16 protein-coding genes are annotated in these 15,212 nt (G+C 63.7%); 6 read left to right on the plus strand and 10 right to left on the minus strand.

The window, feature by feature from the left end; genetic code table 11:
- Positions 1–5 precede the first annotated feature (5 nt).
- From E6B08_RS18270 to E6B08_RS18315, 10 genes are all read right to left on the minus strand, one after another.
- Entirely contained in the window at positions 6–1,697 is a 1,692-nt protein-coding gene (locus tag E6B08_RS18270; protein WP_136915343.1) for a molecular chaperone HscC, read from the minus strand.
- A 65-nt stretch (positions 1,698–1,762) separates the two neighbouring features.
- Positions 1,763–2,317 carry a helix-turn-helix domain-containing protein gene (locus tag E6B08_RS18275; protein ID WP_136915344.1) on the minus strand — a complete coding sequence of 185 codons (555 nt, stop codon included), beginning with the start codon at positions 2,315–2,317 and terminating at the stop codon, positions 1,763–1,765.
- Positions 2,318–2,814: 497 nt separating this feature from the next.
- On the minus strand, positions 2,815–4,173 hold the full coding sequence (locus E6B08_RS18280; protein ID WP_136915345.1) for an aspartate aminotransferase family protein: 1,359 nt from the start codon (positions 4,171–4,173) through the stop codon (positions 2,815–2,817).
- 46 nt (positions 4,174–4,219) lie between these two features.
- Positions 4,220–4,993, minus strand: coding sequence for a gamma-glutamyl-gamma-aminobutyrate hydrolase family protein (locus E6B08_RS18285; protein WP_136915346.1), 774 nt, complete (start codon positions 4,991–4,993; stop codon positions 4,220–4,222).
- 68 nt (positions 4,994–5,061) lie between these two features.
- Entirely contained in the window at positions 5,062–6,408 is a 1,347-nt protein-coding gene (locus E6B08_RS18290) for a glutamine synthetase family protein (protein ID WP_136915347.1), read from the minus strand.
- A 27-nt stretch (positions 6,409–6,435) separates the two neighbouring features.
- Positions 6,436–6,990 carry a helix-turn-helix domain-containing protein gene (locus E6B08_RS18295; protein WP_136915348.1) on the minus strand — a complete coding sequence of 185 codons (555 nt, stop codon included), beginning with the start codon at positions 6,988–6,990 and terminating at the stop codon, positions 6,436–6,438.
- A gap of 97 nt (positions 6,991–7,087) precedes the next feature.
- Positions 7,088–7,819, minus strand: coding sequence for an amino acid ABC transporter ATP-binding protein (locus E6B08_RS18300; protein ID WP_136915349.1), 732 nt, complete (start codon positions 7,817–7,819; stop codon positions 7,088–7,090).
- Positions 7,806–8,453, minus strand: a complete 648-nt coding sequence (locus E6B08_RS18305; RefSeq protein ID WP_136915350.1) for an amino acid ABC transporter permease — start codon at positions 8,451–8,453, stop codon at positions 7,806–7,808. Before E6B08_RS18305 ends, E6B08_RS18300 begins: the two co-directional genes overlap by 14 nt.
- Positions 8,454–9,119 carry an amino acid ABC transporter permease gene (locus E6B08_RS18310; RefSeq protein ID WP_136915351.1) on the minus strand — a complete coding sequence of 222 codons (666 nt, stop codon included), beginning with the start codon at positions 9,117–9,119 and terminating at the stop codon, positions 8,454–8,456.
- A gap of 23 nt (positions 9,120–9,142) precedes the next feature.
- Complete coding sequence (locus E6B08_RS18315; protein WP_136915352.1) at positions 9,143–9,928, minus strand: transporter substrate-binding domain-containing protein; 786 nt, start codon at positions 9,926–9,928, stop codon at positions 9,143–9,145.
- Between the two features lie 255 nt (positions 9,929–10,183).
- Between E6B08_RS18315 and E6B08_RS18320 the strand changes: the two genes are divergently transcribed.
- From E6B08_RS18320 to E6B08_RS18345, 6 genes are all read left to right on the plus strand, one after another.
- Positions 10,184–10,873, plus strand: a complete 690-nt coding sequence (locus E6B08_RS18320; protein WP_136915353.1) for a FadR/GntR family transcriptional regulator — start codon at positions 10,184–10,186, stop codon at positions 10,871–10,873.
- Positions 10,874–11,085: 212 nt separating this feature from the next.
- Positions 11,086–12,495: a circularly permuted type 2 ATP-grasp protein gene (locus tag E6B08_RS18325; protein WP_136915354.1), complete on the plus strand. Its 1,410-nt coding sequence runs from the start codon at positions 11,086–11,088 to the stop codon at positions 12,493–12,495.
- 4 nt (positions 12,496–12,499) lie between these two features.
- Entirely contained in the window at positions 12,500–13,450 is a 951-nt protein-coding gene (locus E6B08_RS18330; protein WP_136915355.1) for an alpha-E domain-containing protein, read from the plus strand.
- Positions 13,447–14,226 carry a transglutaminase family protein gene (locus tag E6B08_RS18335; protein WP_136915356.1) on the plus strand — a complete coding sequence of 260 codons (780 nt, stop codon included), beginning with the start codon at positions 13,447–13,449 and terminating at the stop codon, positions 14,224–14,226. The genes E6B08_RS18330 and E6B08_RS18335 overlap by 4 nt, the downstream gene beginning before the upstream one ends.
- Before the next feature lie 63 nt (positions 14,227–14,289).
- Positions 14,290–15,021 (plus strand): peptidase, encoded by a 732-nt coding sequence (locus tag E6B08_RS18340; RefSeq protein WP_136915357.1) that lies wholly within the window; start codon positions 14,290–14,292, stop codon positions 15,019–15,021.
- A gap of 58 nt (positions 15,022–15,079) precedes the next feature.
- Entirely contained in the window at positions 15,080–15,196 is a 117-nt protein-coding gene (locus tag E6B08_RS18345) for a helix-turn-helix transcriptional regulator (RefSeq protein WP_136915358.1), read from the plus strand.
- Positions 15,197–15,212: the final 16 nt, after the last annotated feature.

Genomic DNA, 15,212 nt, shown 5'->3' on the forward strand with positions numbered 1-15,212 from the left:
GTGGCTCAGACCTCACCTTCAAAATGCGCCAGACGCTCGTTGATGTCGCTGCGGGCCTTGCGGATCTGGTGTTCGTCCTGGGTGTCGAGCATCTGCTGGAAATAGTTGGCCAGCGCGGCGACATGGTCGCGGCCATCGCCGAGGCTTTCCTGGTACAAGCGGTCGAGCCGGGCCAGCAGCAGCGTGTTGATCTGCTGGTCGCGGGGGTGCACTTTCAGGGCTTCGAGGGCAGCCAGGCGCTGGGCGATCTCTTCTGGCTGCAGCACACCGGGGTTGTTCTCGATCACCAGGCGGCGAGTTTCGCCATTGACCGGCAGGTACACCTGCGCCTCCAACAGCCCGTTGTTGTCATAGGTGAAGCGCACTTCCAGCGATACTTCGCCGGCCTTGAGCGGCGGCACCGGGATGTCCAGTTCGCCGAGGAAGATGTTGTTGCTCACCAGCCGGCTTTCGCCCTGGTAGATCTCCAGCTTGACCAGCTTCTGGTTGTCGTGGAGCGTCGACACGGTGCGCGAGCGGCTCACGGGCACGACCGTGTTGCGCTCGATGATCGGCAGGTAATGGCCGCTCTGGTAGCCGGTGCCTTGCTGCACCGTGGTCTCGATGCCCAAGGTGTAGGGGCAGACATCGGTGAGCACCACTTCTTCGAGGGAGGCATGGCGGGCCTGCAGCGCGGCCTGGGCGGCTGCGCCCTGGGCCACCACTTGGTCCGGGTTGAGCTGCATCGAGGGAATGCGCCCGAACAACGAGGCGACCAGCTTGCGCACCAGCGGCATGCGGGTGGTGCCACCGACCAGGAGGATTTCGTCGAGCTCGGCGACCTTGATGCGGGCATCGCGCATGGCCCGCTCGATCGGCGCTCGCAGGCGGTCGAGCAATGGGCGCACGATGTCGGCAAGTTCGCCTTGGGTTAATTCCAGGTCCCACTCACGGGCCTGCTCGCGCAGCGTGAAGCGTTCGACTGGCGCCTGCCCCAGGGCATGGCGCACCCGCTGGGCCTCGCGGCGCAGGCGCTGGGCGATGGCCGGCTGGGCAGTGTCCGGAAGGTCGGTGACGCCGACCTTGGCGATGAAGTGGGTGACGATGAGGTCATCGAAGTCTTCACCGCCAAGGAAGTTGTCGCCGGCGCTGGCGCGAATTTCCATGACGCCGTCGAACAGTTCCAGGATCGACACGTCGAAGGTGCCGCCGCCGAGGTCGAAGACCAGGAAGTTCGCTTCGCTGCGCTGCTCGAGCCCGTAGGCCAAGGCGGCGGCGGTGGGTTCGTTGACCAGCTTTTCGACCTTCAGCCCGGCCAGTTCGCCGGCGATGCGCGTGGCCTTGCGTTGGGCATCGCTGAAATAGGCCGGCACGCTGATGACGGCTTCGTGCACCGGTTCGCCCAGGGCGCGCTCGGCGTCGGCCTTGAGGCTGCGCAGCAGCATTGCCGAGAGTTCCTCGGCGCGATAGGCGCGATTGCCAAGCTGCGTTTCCCGGGCGCTGCCCATGTAGCGTTTGAACAGCGATGCAGTGAGGTGCGGGTGGGTGTGCAGGCGCTCGCGGGCGATATCGCCTACCAGCAGTTGGCCCTGGTCGTCGAGGCCGACGACGCTTGGAGTAAGAAGCTCGCCCAAGGCATTGGGGAGTATGCGGGCCTTGTCCCCTTCCCAGACAGCCACCAGGCTGTTGGTGGTGCCCAGGTCGATACCAATGATCACTATCACTCTTCCTTAAATGATGCGGCGAAGCAGTAAAACATAGGTGGCTTGGGTTCGTCCGCCCCTCAGCTGAACACCCAGAGCACGCGGGTGGGCTGGTCGGTCAGGTTGGCGTATCGAAAACGTGCGTGGGGTTGCAGCTGGAAACTGTCGTTGGCGCGCAGCGTGACGGGTTCGCCGCCATCGAGCCAGACGGTCAGCTCGCCCGCGAGCACGAAGCAGCCCTGTTCCGAGCTGTCGTCCAGGTATTCCTCGCCACTGCTGGCGCCGGGTTCGAGGTGGCTATCGAGCATGGAGAACGCACCGGAGATGGTGGGCGAGGCCAGCACATCGGTGATGCCACCTGCCAGGTGCAGGGTACGGCGCTCGTGCGGGCGGGTGACCCAGTCGAGTTCGCGGGGTTTGTCGAGTTTGTAGAAATAGGCGGTGGAGACGCCGAGTTCTTCGCTGATGGCCGTGAGGTCGGCCACGGTCGGGCGCGATACGCCGCGTTCTACCTGGGAGAGAAAGCCCACCGAGCGACCGATGCGCTGGGCCAGCTCGCCCAGGGTGAGGCCCTTGAATTTGCGCAGGTCGCGTATCAGGACGGCCAGGCCTTCGATCTCTTCGTGCACTTTCATAGTTGAATCGCGACTGTAGGACAGGCCTGGAAAGTACATGATTCGTTGCACAAAGCAAATGGTTCGCGGAGGGGCAACGGCCCGCCGGGGATTTGTGGGGGCGGCGCTTCTCTAGGCGTGCGCTGGAGAGGTGTGGCGCCGCACAAATCGAGCGCCGCCCGCGCGGCGCTTCGCGGGGCAAGCCCGATCCCACATTTGTTGCAACGTGCCACTGTCTGTCAGGCCATGGTTGTTCGCCTTTGGTGCACGCCGAGATGTCGCGGTGGGCCCAGGGTGCCAACACAACTATCGTGTCGGCCCGACAAGGCTGACAACCATGGCCTATCAGGCATAGGTTCGTTGCAACAAATGTGGGAGCGGGCTTGCCCCGCGAAGCGCCGAGCGGGCGGCGCTCGATTTGTGCGGCACTACACCTCTCCAGCGCACACGTCGCGATGCGCCGCGCGGGCGCGCCCGATCTCAAGGCCGCTGAAAATACCCCGCCAAGCCCCCGCCCCTCAACGAACCGCCTCGTACGTCAGATCCAGACACTTGCGCGCCTTCTCCACCAACTCATCGATCTCCTCGATGCTGATCACCAGCGGCGGCGCGATGATCATGGTGTCGCCCACGGCGCGCATGATCAGGCCGCTGTCGAAGCAGTGCTGGCGGCAGATCATGCCGACCCCTTGGCCCTCGTAGCGGGCGCGGGTGGCCTTGTCCTTCACCAGCTCGATCGCACCGAGCATGCCCAGCCCACGCACTTCGCCCACCAGCGGATGGTCGGCCAGCGCGCGCAGGCGCTGTTGCAGATACGGGGCGGTCTTCTCGTGTACCTGCTCGATGATCTTCTCCTCGCGCAGGATGCGCAGGTTCTCCAGCCCCACCGCCGCCGCCACCGGGTGCCCGGAATAGGTGAAGCCATGGTTGAAGTCGCCACCTTCGCCGATCACCTTCGCCACCTCATCCCGCACGATCACGCCCCCCATGGGGATGTAACCGGAGGTCAGGCCCTTGGCGATGGTCATCAGGTCGGGCTCGAGGTCGTAGTAGTCGGTGCCGAACCACTGGCCGGTGCGGCCGAAGCCACAGATCACTTCGTCGGCGACGAAGAGGATGTCGTACTTGGCGAGAATCTCCTTGATCTTCGGCCAGTAGGTCTGTGGCGGGATGATGACGCCACCGGCACCCTGGATCGGCTCGGCGATGAAAGCGGCGACGTTGTCCACGCCGACTTCGAGGATCTTGGCTTCCAACTGCTCGGCCGCCCACACGCCGAAGTCGGCCTCGCTCATGTCACCGCCTTCGCCATACCAGTACGGCTGGGCAATGTGCACGATATCCGGGATCGAACCGCCCTGCTGGTGCATGCCGCTCATGCCACCCAGGCCCGCGCCCGCCACGGTGGAGCCGTGGTAACCGTTGATGCGGCCGATGATCACCTTCTTGTTCTTCTGGCCCTTGATCGCCCAGTAGTGGCGGACCATGCGCAGCACGGTGTCGTTGCCTTCGGAGCCGGAACCGGTGAAGAACACATGGTTCATGCCTTTCGGGGCCACGTCGGCGATCGCCTTGGCCAGCTCCAACGCGGGCGGGTGCGCGGTCTGGAAGAACAGGTTATAGTACGGCAGTTGCTTCATCTGCGCGCTGGCGACCTCGGCCAGCTCGTCGCGGCCGTAGCCGATCGCCACGCACCACAGGCCCGCCATGCCATCGAGGATCTTGTTGCCCTCGCTGTCCCAGAGGTACACGCCCTTGGCCGAGGTGATGATGCGCGGGCCTTTCTCGGCCAGTTGCTTGACATCGCTGAAGGGGGCCAGGTGGTGGTCCCGGCTCATCGCTTGCCAGGCCAGGGTCTGCGAATTCTGTTCACTCATTGACTGCACTCCATCAGGTTTTCTTATCGTTGGAAAAGGTCGGTGTTCAGGCGGACTTCAACAGCATCTGGCGCAATACCGAACGCTGCCGGCAGGCCTTGCCGAAGGACTGGAAGATGGTCAGGTAATGCGGGTTGTCCATGACCTGGAACTCGGGGTGCCATTGCACGGCCAGGGCAAACCCCTTGCTGTCGGGCACCGAGATCGCTTCGACCAGGCCATCCGGCGCCAACGCTTCCACCCTCAGCCCAGGGGCCAGCACATTGATGCCCTGGCCGTGGATGGAGTTGACGTCGATGATCGCCGGCAGGCCCATGCGGTCGAGCATGCCGCCCGGTTCGATGTGCATGGTGTGCCTTGGGCCGTATTGCTTCTCGATGGGCTCGCCCTTGCCCTCGCGATGGTCCATGAACACGCCTGTCTCATGGACCTTCTGGTGCAAGGTGCCACCCAGCGCCACGTTCATCTCCTGAAAGCCTCGGCAGATACCGAGCACCGGCACACCCGCGGCGATGGCCGCACGCATCAGCGGCAACGTGGTGGCATCGCGCAGAGGGTCGTGATGGGTACCCGTGGCACTGGCCGGGCCGTCGTAGTGGTACGGTTCGATGTTGGACGGCGAGCCGGTGAAGATCAGCCCATCCACCACGTCGAGGATGTCGTCGCTATCGATCAGCTCGGCGAGGCTGGGTATCACGATGGGCAAGCCACACGCCGCCTTGGCTGCCGCGCGCGCATACTTCTCGCTGATGGTCTGGGTCGCATGCTGCTCGATCACGCTCGTGCATGCGGTGATGCCGATAACGGGCACACGGGGCATATCTTCCTCCGGCAAATCCAGTTTGCGAGTGGTGTTGAAAAAGGGGGGCGGTGTCGCTACGCCAGCGACTACAAGAACCAGCGGTATTCGCGGGCATCGATGTGGTTCATAAAATCCAGTTGCTCCTGGTACTTGTTTTCGCAGTAGACCATCACGAACTCACTGCCCAGGCCTTGGTTGATCACTGGGTGGTGACGCATCGCAGCCAGGGCGCTCAGGGCATCCTTGGGGAAGTCGATGCCGCTCTGGCGGTTGTCGTTGAGCGGCGCGATCGGTTCGACGGCGCGATCCAGGCCATGCTCCATCCCGGTCAGGATGGCGGCCAATACCAGGTACGGGTTGGCATCGGCGCCGGCGAGGCGGTGCTCGATGCGCAGGTTGCGCGGGTCGGACTCGGGGATGCGAATGCACGCGTCACGGTCCTCGAAGCCCCAGCTGGCCTTGCTCGCCGCGTTGACCATGGCGCCGTAGCGGCGGTAGGCGTTGTGGTTGGGGGCGAAGATCGGCATGCAGTGCGGCAGCAGCTCCAGGCACCCCGCCACCGCATGGCGCAGCTTGCGTTGCTCGGCACCCGCCAGCAGGTTGTTGCCGGCATCGTCGTACAGGCTCACGTGCACATGCATGCCACTGCCCGGCGCATTCAGGTAAGGCTTGCTCATGAAGCTGGCGCGGTAGCCGTGCTTCAGGGCGATACCCCGTGTACTGCGACAGAACAGCGCCGACCAGTCTGCCGCGGCGAGGGCATCGTCACTGTGGGAGAAGTTGATCTCGAACTGGCCAGGGCCAAGCTCCGCGGTGATGACGTTGGCCGGCACGCCCTGCTCGTTGGCGCCATCGACCATCTCGTGCAGCACCTGCGAGAAGCGTGACAGCCGCTCGATGTGCATGTTCGGCTGGTCGTCCTGGTCGTCGGTGGCCGTGTCGCGTGGGAACTGGGGAAGGCCGTTGTCGAGCTTGCGGTCGAACAGGTAGAACTCCAGTTCGAACGCCACCACCGGGCGGATACCGCGCTTGGCCAGGCGCTGAAGCACGCGGGCCAGCACTTCACGGGGCTCGAACTCGATAGACTTGGCAGTGCCATCGGAGGTGATGAGCATCTGCGCGATGGGTTCCTTTTCCCAGCGCACCGGTTTCAAGGTGCCCGGCACCAGGCGCCGAACGGCATCGGGGTCGCCATCGGCGAAGCAATAGTCGCCAATCGGGTACAAGCCACCCTGGGTGCCCAGCAGCACGCAGTTTTGCGGCAGCTTCAGCGGCGTACCGGCGGCGACCTTCTCCAGCATGTCCATGGGGTAGCGCTTGCCGTAGAAATGCCCGGGGATATCCAGTGCGATCAGGTCGACATAGCGAATGTCTGGGTGCTGCGCCCGGAACGAGCGCACTTCAGTCAGCAGATCCGGAAAGATGACACTCATCTTCTTGTCCTTGTGAGGTGAACGAATTCAGTTGAAGACCCAGAGCACGCGGGTGGGATGTTCCGTCAGGTTGGCGTAACGAAACTGCGCGTGGGGTTGCAGCTGGAAGCTGTCGTTGGCCTGCAGGGTCACGGCGTCGCCGTCGTCCAGCCAGACCGTGAGTTCGCCTTCGAGCACGAAGCAGCCCTGCTCGGAGCGGTCGCTGAGGTACGGTTCGCCGCTGGTCGCGCCGGGCTCGAGGTGGCTGTCGAGCATGGAGAAAGCACCGGCGATGGTGGGCGACGCCAGCACATCGGTGATCCCCGAGGCGAGGTACAGCGTGCGCCGCTCATGGGGGCGCGTGACCCAGTTGATGCTGCGGGGCTTGCTCAGGTTGTAGAAGTACGCGGTCGATACACCGAGCGCTTCGCTGATGGCGGTGAGGTCCGCCACGGTGGGCCGGGAAACGCCGCGCTCGACCTGGGAAAGAAAACCGACCGAGCGATCGATGCGCTCGGCGAGTTCGCCCAGGGTCAGGTTCTTGAACTTGCGCAGGTCGTGAATCAGGATCGCGAGGGCTTCAACCTCTTCGTGCATCTTCATCGCTTGGGACTGCCGTGAAATTTTTAGAGTTATTTTTCATGAAAAAATACAGTAAAAATTTCACGCGTCAAGCGTTATAGCCTGTCAGCCCCAGTCGCTACCCTGCGACGCTGCCGATGAAGTTCGCCAACTCCGCCGACCTGGGCGACGCGAACACCTCGCGAGGATGCCCCGTCTCATGCACCTTGCCGTGATGCATGAACACCAGTTTGTCTCCCACCTCCCGCGCGAAGCGCATTTCGTGGGTAACCATGATCAGTGTCATGCCTTCCTTGGCCAGTTGGCGAACCACGCCGAGCACCTCGTTGACCAGCTCCGGGTCGAGCGCCGAGGTGATTTCGTCGCACAGCAACACTTTTGGCGACATGGCCAGCGCCCGAGCGATGGCGACGCGCTGCTGCTGACCGCCGGAGAGGCGGTCGGGATACGCGTCGAACTTGTCGCCCAGCCCCACCCTGGCCAGCATCTGCTCCGCCAACTGGCGCGCCTGCGCCCTGTCGACCTTCTTCACCACCTGGGGGGCGAGCATGACGTTCTCACCCACGCTCAAGTGCGGGAACAGATTGAACTGCTGGAACACCATGCCGACCTTCTGGCGCAGCGCGCGCAAGTCGGCGCGGCTGGCATCGAGGTACTCGCCATCGACCTCGATCACCCCGTCGCTGATCGACTCCAGCCCATTGAGGGTACGCAGCAAGGTGCTCTTGCCAGAACCGCTGCGCCCGATGATGGCGACTACCTCACCTTCCTCGATGGTCAGGTCCACGCCCTTGAGCACATGGTGGTCACCGTAATACTTGTGCAATGCAGACACTCTAAGCAGGGGCATGCAGCCTCCTTTCCAGATAACGGGCGCTCAGCGAGAGCGGATAGCAAAGGATGAAATAACCCACGGCCACCAGGCCGTAGATGAGAAACGGCTCGAAGGTGGCATTGGCCAGCATGCCGCCGGTCTTGGTCAGCTCGGTGAAGCCAATGATGGACGTCACCGCCGTGCCCTTGACCACTTGCACCGAAAAGCCCACGGTGGGTGCAATGGCGATACGCAGGGCCTGGGGCAGAATCACGTAGCGCAGCTGTTCCAGGCGGCTCATGGCCAGGCTGCCAGAGGCCTCCCACTGGCCGCGGGCGATGGACTCGACGCAGCCTCGCCAGATCTCCGCGAGAAACGCGCTGGTGAACAGCGTCAAGGCGATCGCGGCCGCCATCCATGCCGAAACATCAATGCCGAACAGGGCGATGCCGAAAAACACCATGAACAGCTGCATGAGCAATGGCGTACCCTGGAACAGCTCGATGTATCCCCTGGCCGCTGCGCGCAGCAGGCGGTGCTCGGAAATGCGTGCCAGCAGCAGCAACAGGCCGGCGATGCCACCACAGACGAAGGCCACCAACGACAACAACAAGGTCCATTGCAAGCCCACCAGCAGGTTGCGCACGATGTCCCACAAGGTGAAGTCCATTCATCGTCTCCCCATCAGAAAGCGCTGCCCAAGCCAGAGCAACAACTGACGCACGACGATCGCCATGACCAGGTACAAGGCGGTCGTCAGCAGGTAGGTCTCGAAAGCACGGAAGTTGCGCGACTGGATGAAGTTGGCCGCGAACGACAGCTCCTCGGTGGCGATCTGCGAGCACACCGCCGAGCCCAGCATGACGATCACGATCTGGCTCGTCAGGGCCGGCCAGACCTTGGCCAGCGCCGGTTGCAGGACCACGTGGCGAAACGCCTCGAAGCGGCTCATGGCCAGCGCTGCCGCAGCCTCCAACTGGCCTTTGGGAATGGCCTGGATACCGGCGCGGATGATCTCGGTGGAATAGGCTCCCAGGTTGATCACCATGGCCAGCATGGCCGCCTGCCATTCCGTCAATCGCACCCCTAGCGACGGCAGGCCGAAGAAAATGAAGAACAACTGGACGATGAAAGGTGTGTTGCGGATGAGCTCGACGTAAAGGCCGAACAGCGCATCGAACGGCCTCAGGCGCCAGGCGCGCACGCCTGCACCGACGATGCCGATGGCGACCCCGACCAGGGTCCCGACCACCGTCAGCTGGAGCGTGAACAAGGCGCCTTCGAGCAAGAGGTCGCCCTGGGCCAGCACCGGGGCGAAATCGAATTGATAAGCCATGGGGCAAACACTCCAGGGGCTGATCAGAGGTCAGCAGGGAGAGGCTGCTTCAGCCACTTTTCGGCATTGCTGTTGAGGCTGCCATCGGCTTTGGCCGCATCGAGCGTGGCGTTGACCTTCTCCAGCAAGGCCGGCTCCTGCTTGGCCAGGCCGACGTAGACCGGCGAGTCCTTGAGCTTGACCTTCATCACCGGCACCTTGTCCGGGTTCTTTTCGGCGATGACGGCCATCACCACGCTACCGCTGGCGATCAACTCGACCTGGCCCGAGAGGTAGGCGGCGATGGTCGAGTTGTTGTCTTCGAAACGCTTGATGGTCGCGCCTTTGGGAGCAACGGCGGTGAGTTCCATGTCTTCGATCGAGCCGCGGGTCACGCTGATGGTCTTGCCGTCGATGGCACCGATGTCAGCGATCGCCGTTTGCTGCGGCCCGAACACCGCCAGGTAGAACGGCGCATACGGACGGGAGAAATCGATCACCGCTTCGCGCTCGGCATTCTTGCCCAGGCTGGAAATCACCAGGTCGACCTTGCCGGTTGTCAGGAACGGAATGCGATTGGTGCTGTTGACCGGGGTCAGGGCCAGCTTGACGCCCAGTCTGTCGGCCAGCAGTTGTGCGGTATCGATGTCCAGGCCACGAGGCTTGAGATCTGGCCCGACCGAGCCGAAGGGCGGGAAGTCCTGGGGTACGGCCACCTTGAGTACGCCGCGGGCGGTGATGTCGGCCAGCGCATCGGCTTGCGCGTGGGAAACGGCCAGAACGCCGCCGCAGAGCAGGGTCGAAAGGAGCAGGGAGCGAAGGGTTTTCATGGGAAATGCCTCTGGGGATGCAGTGAAGTGCCTGTCCCGCCGGAAATTGCACAGGCCATGCCAGCATTGCCCTGCATGCTGCGCAGGCCAGAAAAGCCGTGGCTGGGTGAGGTCTTACTGGTCTGAACAGTTGCGCGGCGAACGCCTCGCTTTCGTGCAGCCGCGTGCCCGGCTGCGCCAGAGCGGCGCAAAGCTTGCCAGGCGACCGGGAAAGCCATTACAAAGCGCAGATCGTTGCCCAACGGGTCTGAACAGATGCTCGACATGCTCCCCCGCGCCGTCCCGGAAATTGCCCTGCACGCCATTCGCCAGCTGATTCGCGATGGCGGCTACCTGCCTGGCGATGCCTTGCCGTCCCAGCGCGATCTGGCTGAGCAGCTAGGTGTCAGCCGAGCCTCCCTGCGCGAGGCGCTGTCGTCGTTGAGCGCCTTGGGGCTGGTGAGCGTTCAGCCGGGCAAGGGGGTGTTCGTCCAGGAGCCCCCCGCCCCCGCCCCCAGCTTCGCCTGGCCGTACGCCGAGCAGGTGTCCGCCGTCGACACCTTCCAGTTGCGTTATGCACTCGAGGGCTTCGCGGCTGGGCTTGCCGCGCTGTACCTGAGCGCCGCAGACATTGACGAGCTGGAAGCCAATGTCGAGGCGATGCGCCAGGAGCTCCGGGCAGGGCGTTTCGACAGCGCCGCCCGGCTCGATTTCGCCTTCCACCAGCGCTTGCTCGAAGCCAGTGGCAATCGCGCCATGCTGCAAGTGATCACCGCCAGCCAGGATATTTTCCTGGAGAGCCAGAAACTGCCGTTCATTCGCCCGGAACGCGCCATGGAGACGTGGCAGGAACACCGCAAGATCCTGCGCCAGCTCGCCCGCGGCAATCAGGCCGGCGCACAACGTGCGATGCAGGAGCACATTCGCAATGCGGCATTGCGCACCGGAGTGGGGTTCACGTCCTAGCAGGGCCACGCACTGTTGTGAGGCATCGCCGGGGCACCCGCGCGCTGATCAAGTGCCACACGACACCGCTGCCATTCCCCTGCACCCCTCCCCCGTCGTTGCCCGCCCCTACCTAGAGCCGGCAAGCCGTTCCGGCATCCTCATTGCAAGGACTCCAGCGCTGGAACAAAGAGGTGCGCCATCAACGTCGGCAGGTGTGGCAAGGAGTGGCTATGACCCGGGCTTTTTTCAACGAAATGTACGATGCGAACGGTGGTTGCCGCCCTCACTATCAAGAGTTCTCCCGCTGGCTGGCAAACACCCCCCTGGAATTACTGGAACAACGTCGACGCGAGGCCGATCTGCTGTTTCATCGCGCCGGCATCACCTTCACCCTGTACGGCGACAAGCAGGACACCGAACGCCTGATTCCCTTCGACATCATCCCGCGCAGCATTCGCGCCAGTGAATGGCGCACGGTCGAACGCGGCTGCATTCAGCGGGTCCAGGCGCTGAACCTGTTCCTGCAGGACATCTACCACGACCAACGCATCCTCAAGGCCGGCATCATCCCGCCGGAGCAGGTGCTGGCCAACGAAGGCTACCAGGTCGCCATGCAGGGCCTGGACCTGCACCGCGGGCTGTACGCCCATGTCGCAGGCGTCGACCTGGTGCGCGACAGCGACGGCAGCTACTACGTGCTGGAAGACAACCTGCGTACTCCCAGCGGTGTCAGCTACATGCTCGAAGACCGCAAGATGATGATGCGCCTGTTCCCCGAACTGTTCGCCGCGCAGCGCATAGCGCCCATCGATCACTACCCCAACCTGTTGCTCGACACGCTCAAGAGCGCCAGCCCCCTGGACAACCCCACCGCCGTGGTGCTGACCCCGGGCCGCTTCAACAGCGCCTATTTCGAACACGCGTTCCTGGCCCGCGAAATGGGTATCGAGCTGGTCGAGGGCGCGGACCTGTTCGTGCGCGACGACCATGTCTACATGCGCACCACAGCAGGGCCACAGCAAGTCGATGTGATCTACCGTCGCCTGGACGACGACTTCCTTGATCCCCTGTCGTTCAACCCCGACTCCATGCTGGGCGTGCCTGGGCTGGTCGCGGTCTACCGCGCCGGCAACGTGGTCCTGGCCAATGCTGTCGGCACAGGGGTCGCCGATGACAAGTCGATCTACCCCTATGTCGACGAGATGATCCGCTTCTACCTGGCCGAGGAGCCGATCCTCAAGAACGTCCCCACCTGGCAATGCCGCAAGCCCCAGGACCTGGCTCACGTGCTGGCTCACCTGCCGGAGTTGGTGGTCAAGGAGACCCAGGGCTCCAGCGGCTATGGCATGTTGGTCGGGCCGGCGGCGACCGCGGCGCAGATCGAAGACTTCCGGGCGCGCATCAAGGCCCGTCCGCATGCCTACATCGCCCAGCCGACGTTGTGCCTGTCCACCTGCCCGACCTTCGTCGAGAGTGGCATTGCCCCACGCCATATCGACCTGCGCCCGTTCGTGCTGTCGGGCAGCGAAACCCGCCTGGTGCCCGGCGGCCTGACCCGCGTGGCGCTGCAGGAAGGCTCGCTGGTGGTCAACTCGTCGCAAGGCGGCGGAACCAAGGACACCTGGGTGGTGGAGGACTGACGCCATGCTTTCGAGAACCGCTTCCGACCTGTACTGGATGTCCCGCTACCTGGAGCGCGCCGAGAACCTCGCGCGCATGCTCGAAGTGAGCTATCTGCTGTCGTTGATGCCCCAGGCCGGGCGCACCGATGGTCATGCCGAGTTGGCGATGTCGTTGTTGGCCTCGGGCACCCTGGACGACTACATCCGTCGCCACACCGAACTCGATACCGAGCGCATGCTGCACTTCTTCGCCCTCGACGCCACCAACCCCAGCAGCATCTACTGCTGCCTGCAGGCGGCCAGGACCAACGCCCATGCGGTGCGCGGGCGGATCACCGCCGATATGTGGGAGAACATCAACGCCACCTGGATCGAAATGCGCAACATCGCCAACAGCGGATTGGGCCGCTATGGCATCAGCCAGTTCTGCGACTGGGTCAAGGAGCGCTCGCACCTGTTCCGTGGTGCGACCTCGGGCACCATCATGCGCAACGACGCCTACGGCTTCATTCGCCTAGGGACCTTCCTGGAACGGGCCGACAACACCCTGCGCCTGCTCGACGCACGCTATGAAATGTTCGGCGAGGCTTCCGAGGAAGTCAGCGACGACTCGGCTCGCGGCTACTACCAATGGAGCGCCCTGCTGCGCGCACTGACCTCCTACGAGGCATTCAACGAAATCTACCGCAACGCGCCGACTGCCCAGTCGGTGTCCGAGCTGTTGCTGCTGCGGGTGGACGTGCCGCGCTCGCTGCATTCCTGCATCGAGGAGCTCGACCAAATTTTGGCCAGCCTGCCCGGCAAGACGGGGCGGCCCGCCCAGCGCATGGCCGCCGAACTGAACGCAAGGCTGCGCTACACCGCCATCGACGAGATCATGGAAGCCGGGCTGCACCTGTGGCTGACCGACTTCGTGGGGCGCATCAATCAACTGGGTCAGACCGTGCACAACGCTTACCTGGAGGTCATATGAAACTGTCCATCCGCCACGACACCCACTACAGCTACGCCAGCGATGTGAGCAACAGCATCCAGTTCCTGCGCCTTACACCGCGCAGCAGCGAACGCCAGCGCATCCTCGAATGGCAACTGGACCTGCCCTGCAAGGTCAACAGCCAGATCGATCCCTACGGTAACATCCTGCATGTGCTGACCCTGGACAAGCCCCACGGCAACCTGGACCTCACTGCCCAGGGCCTGGTCGAGATCGACCCGGGCTGCGAACAGGAAGCCGGTAGCCAATCGCCGCTGCCCTTCCTGCGCACCAGCAAGCTGACCCAGGCCGACGATGCCCTGCGCGATTTCGCGGCACGCCAATGCGGCAGTCGCCGTGACCGCACAGCGGTGGCCGAACTGATGCAGGCCCTGGCCGACCACATGCCCTACAGCCCAGGCGCGACGTCGGTGGGCACCACTGCCGTCGAGGCCTTCGCCGGTGGCGCTGGCGTCTGCCAGGACCATACCCATGCATTCCTGGCGTGCGCCCGTAGCCTCGGCATCCCGGCGCGCTACGTGTCGGGCTACCTGTGCACCGAGGACGAAAATCACCTGGCCAGCCATGCCTGGGCCGAAGCCTGGCTGGACGATGCCTGGTACAGCTTCGACATCACCAACCGCCTGACCCGGCCCGAACGCCACCTCAAGCTGGCCGTCGGCCTGGACTACCTCGACGCCTGCCCGGTCCGGGGCGTGCGTCGGGGCGGTGGCACCGAATCGATGCAGGCGCACGTCCAGGTACAGCACCAATGACGGGCCTGGCGCCCGTCGGCGGGTAGCCGGGATCATTTTTCCAGACACAGGGTAAGCGCACACATGACGTATTGCGTCGCCATGCAATTGGCGGACGGGCTGGTCTTCATCTCCGATTCACGCACCAACGCGGGCATTGACCAGATTTCCACGTTCCGCAAACTGTTCGTTTTCAGTGTTCCGGGCGATCGGCTGATCGTCCTGCAAACTTCCGGCAACCTGGCCACCTCGCAGTCGGTCGTCAACCTGCTCAACCAGCGTATCCGCACGTCTGCTGCGCACCTACTGAACGTGGGCACGCTCTACGATGCTGCGGTCATGGTCGCCGACACCCTGCGCGAGGTGATCTTGCGCGATTGCAGCAAACTCGCCTCGAAAGCCGACCTGAGCTGCGCGCTCATCGTCGGCGGGCAAATCGCCGGTGGCCCGATGGGGATCTACAACATCTACGCCCAAGGCAACTTCTTCCAGGCCACCGAGGACACGCCGTTCCTGCAACTGGGCGAGAGCAAGTACGGCAAGCCGATTCTCGATCGCAACCTGACCTACCAGACCCCACTCGACGAAGCGCTGCGCTGCGGCCTGATCTCGTTCGATTCGACCATGCGCAGCAACCTGTCGGTCGGTATGCCGCTGGACGTGCTGGTGTATCGCAAGGACAGTTTCGAAGCCAGGGAACAGATGCGTATCGGCAGCGAGGATGCCTACTTCAGCCAGATTCGCACGCAATGGAGCGATGGTTTGAAATCCTTGCTGGCAGCGCTTCCCGCGCCACCTGCCGACTACATGAGCTAGTGCTTGGGTCGAACAGGCGGCGAAGCGCCAGCAGCACCACCGAGAGTTGGAACTGAAGATGTTCCTACCCGTATCCACCGTCAAATCGCACCTGCGCAACATCAACGCCAAGCTTGGCGCGCAAGGGCGTACGGAGGCGGTAGCGATTGGCAGGGCGCGTGGGTTGTTGGATTGACTGAGTATGCCGGCTG

Origin of the sequence: Pseudomonas putida (assembly GCF_005080685.1) — a bacterium.
GTDB classification, from domain to species: Bacteria; Pseudomonadota; Gammaproteobacteria; order Pseudomonadales; family Pseudomonadaceae; genus Aquipseudomonas; species Aquipseudomonas putida_V.

What these genes read in the sequence shown, in the direction of transcription:
- E6B08_RS18335 (WP_136915356.1), top strand. Translation starts at nt 13,447, where the DNA reads ATGAAACTGTCCATCCGCCACGACACCCACTACAGCTACGCCAGCGAT.
- E6B08_RS18300 (WP_136915349.1), bottom strand. Translation starts at nt 7,819, where the DNA reads ATGCCCCTGCTTAGAGTGTCTGCATTGCACAAGTATTACGGTGACCAC.
- E6B08_RS18305 (WP_136915350.1), bottom strand. Translation starts at nt 8,453, where the DNA reads ATGGACTTCACCTTGTGGGACATCGTGCGCAACCTGCTGGTGGGCTTG.
- E6B08_RS18310 (WP_136915351.1), bottom strand. Translation starts at nt 9,119, where the DNA reads ATGGCTTATCAATTCGATTTCGCCCCGGTGCTGGCCCAGGGCGACCTC.
- E6B08_RS18290 (WP_136915347.1), bottom strand. Translation starts at nt 6,408, where the DNA reads ATGAGTGTCATCTTTCCGGATCTGCTGACTGAAGTGCGCTCGTTCCGG.
- E6B08_RS18340 (WP_136915357.1), top strand. Translation starts at nt 14,290, where the DNA reads ATGACGTATTGCGTCGCCATGCAATTGGCGGACGGGCTGGTCTTCATC.
- E6B08_RS18275 (WP_136915344.1), bottom strand. Translation starts at nt 2,317, where the DNA reads ATGAAAGTGCACGAAGAGATCGAAGGCCTGGCCGTCCTGATACGCGAC.
- E6B08_RS18345 (WP_136915358.1), top strand. Translation starts at nt 15,080, where the DNA reads ATGTTCCTACCCGTATCCACCGTCAAATCGCACCTGCGCAACATCAAC.
- E6B08_RS18280 (WP_136915345.1), bottom strand. Translation starts at nt 4,173, where the DNA reads ATGAGTGAACAGAATTCGCAGACCCTGGCCTGGCAAGCGATGAGCCGG.
- E6B08_RS18315 (WP_136915352.1), bottom strand. Translation starts at nt 9,928, where the DNA reads ATGAAAACCCTTCGCTCCCTGCTCCTTTCGACCCTGCTCTGCGGCGGC.
- E6B08_RS18325 (WP_136915354.1), top strand. Translation starts at nt 11,086, where the DNA reads ATGACCCGGGCTTTTTTCAACGAAATGTACGATGCGAACGGTGGTTGC.
- E6B08_RS18330 (WP_136915355.1), top strand. Translation starts at nt 12,500, where the DNA reads ATGCTTTCGAGAACCGCTTCCGACCTGTACTGGATGTCCCGCTACCTG.
- E6B08_RS18285 (WP_136915346.1), bottom strand. Translation starts at nt 4,993, where the DNA reads ATGCCCCGTGTGCCCGTTATCGGCATCACCGCATGCACGAGCGTGATC.
- E6B08_RS18320 (WP_136915353.1), top strand. Translation starts at nt 10,184, where the DNA reads ATGCTCGACATGCTCCCCCGCGCCGTCCCGGAAATTGCCCTGCACGCC.
- E6B08_RS18295 (WP_136915348.1), bottom strand. Translation starts at nt 6,990, where the DNA reads ATGAAGATGCACGAAGAGGTTGAAGCCCTCGCGATCCTGATTCACGAC.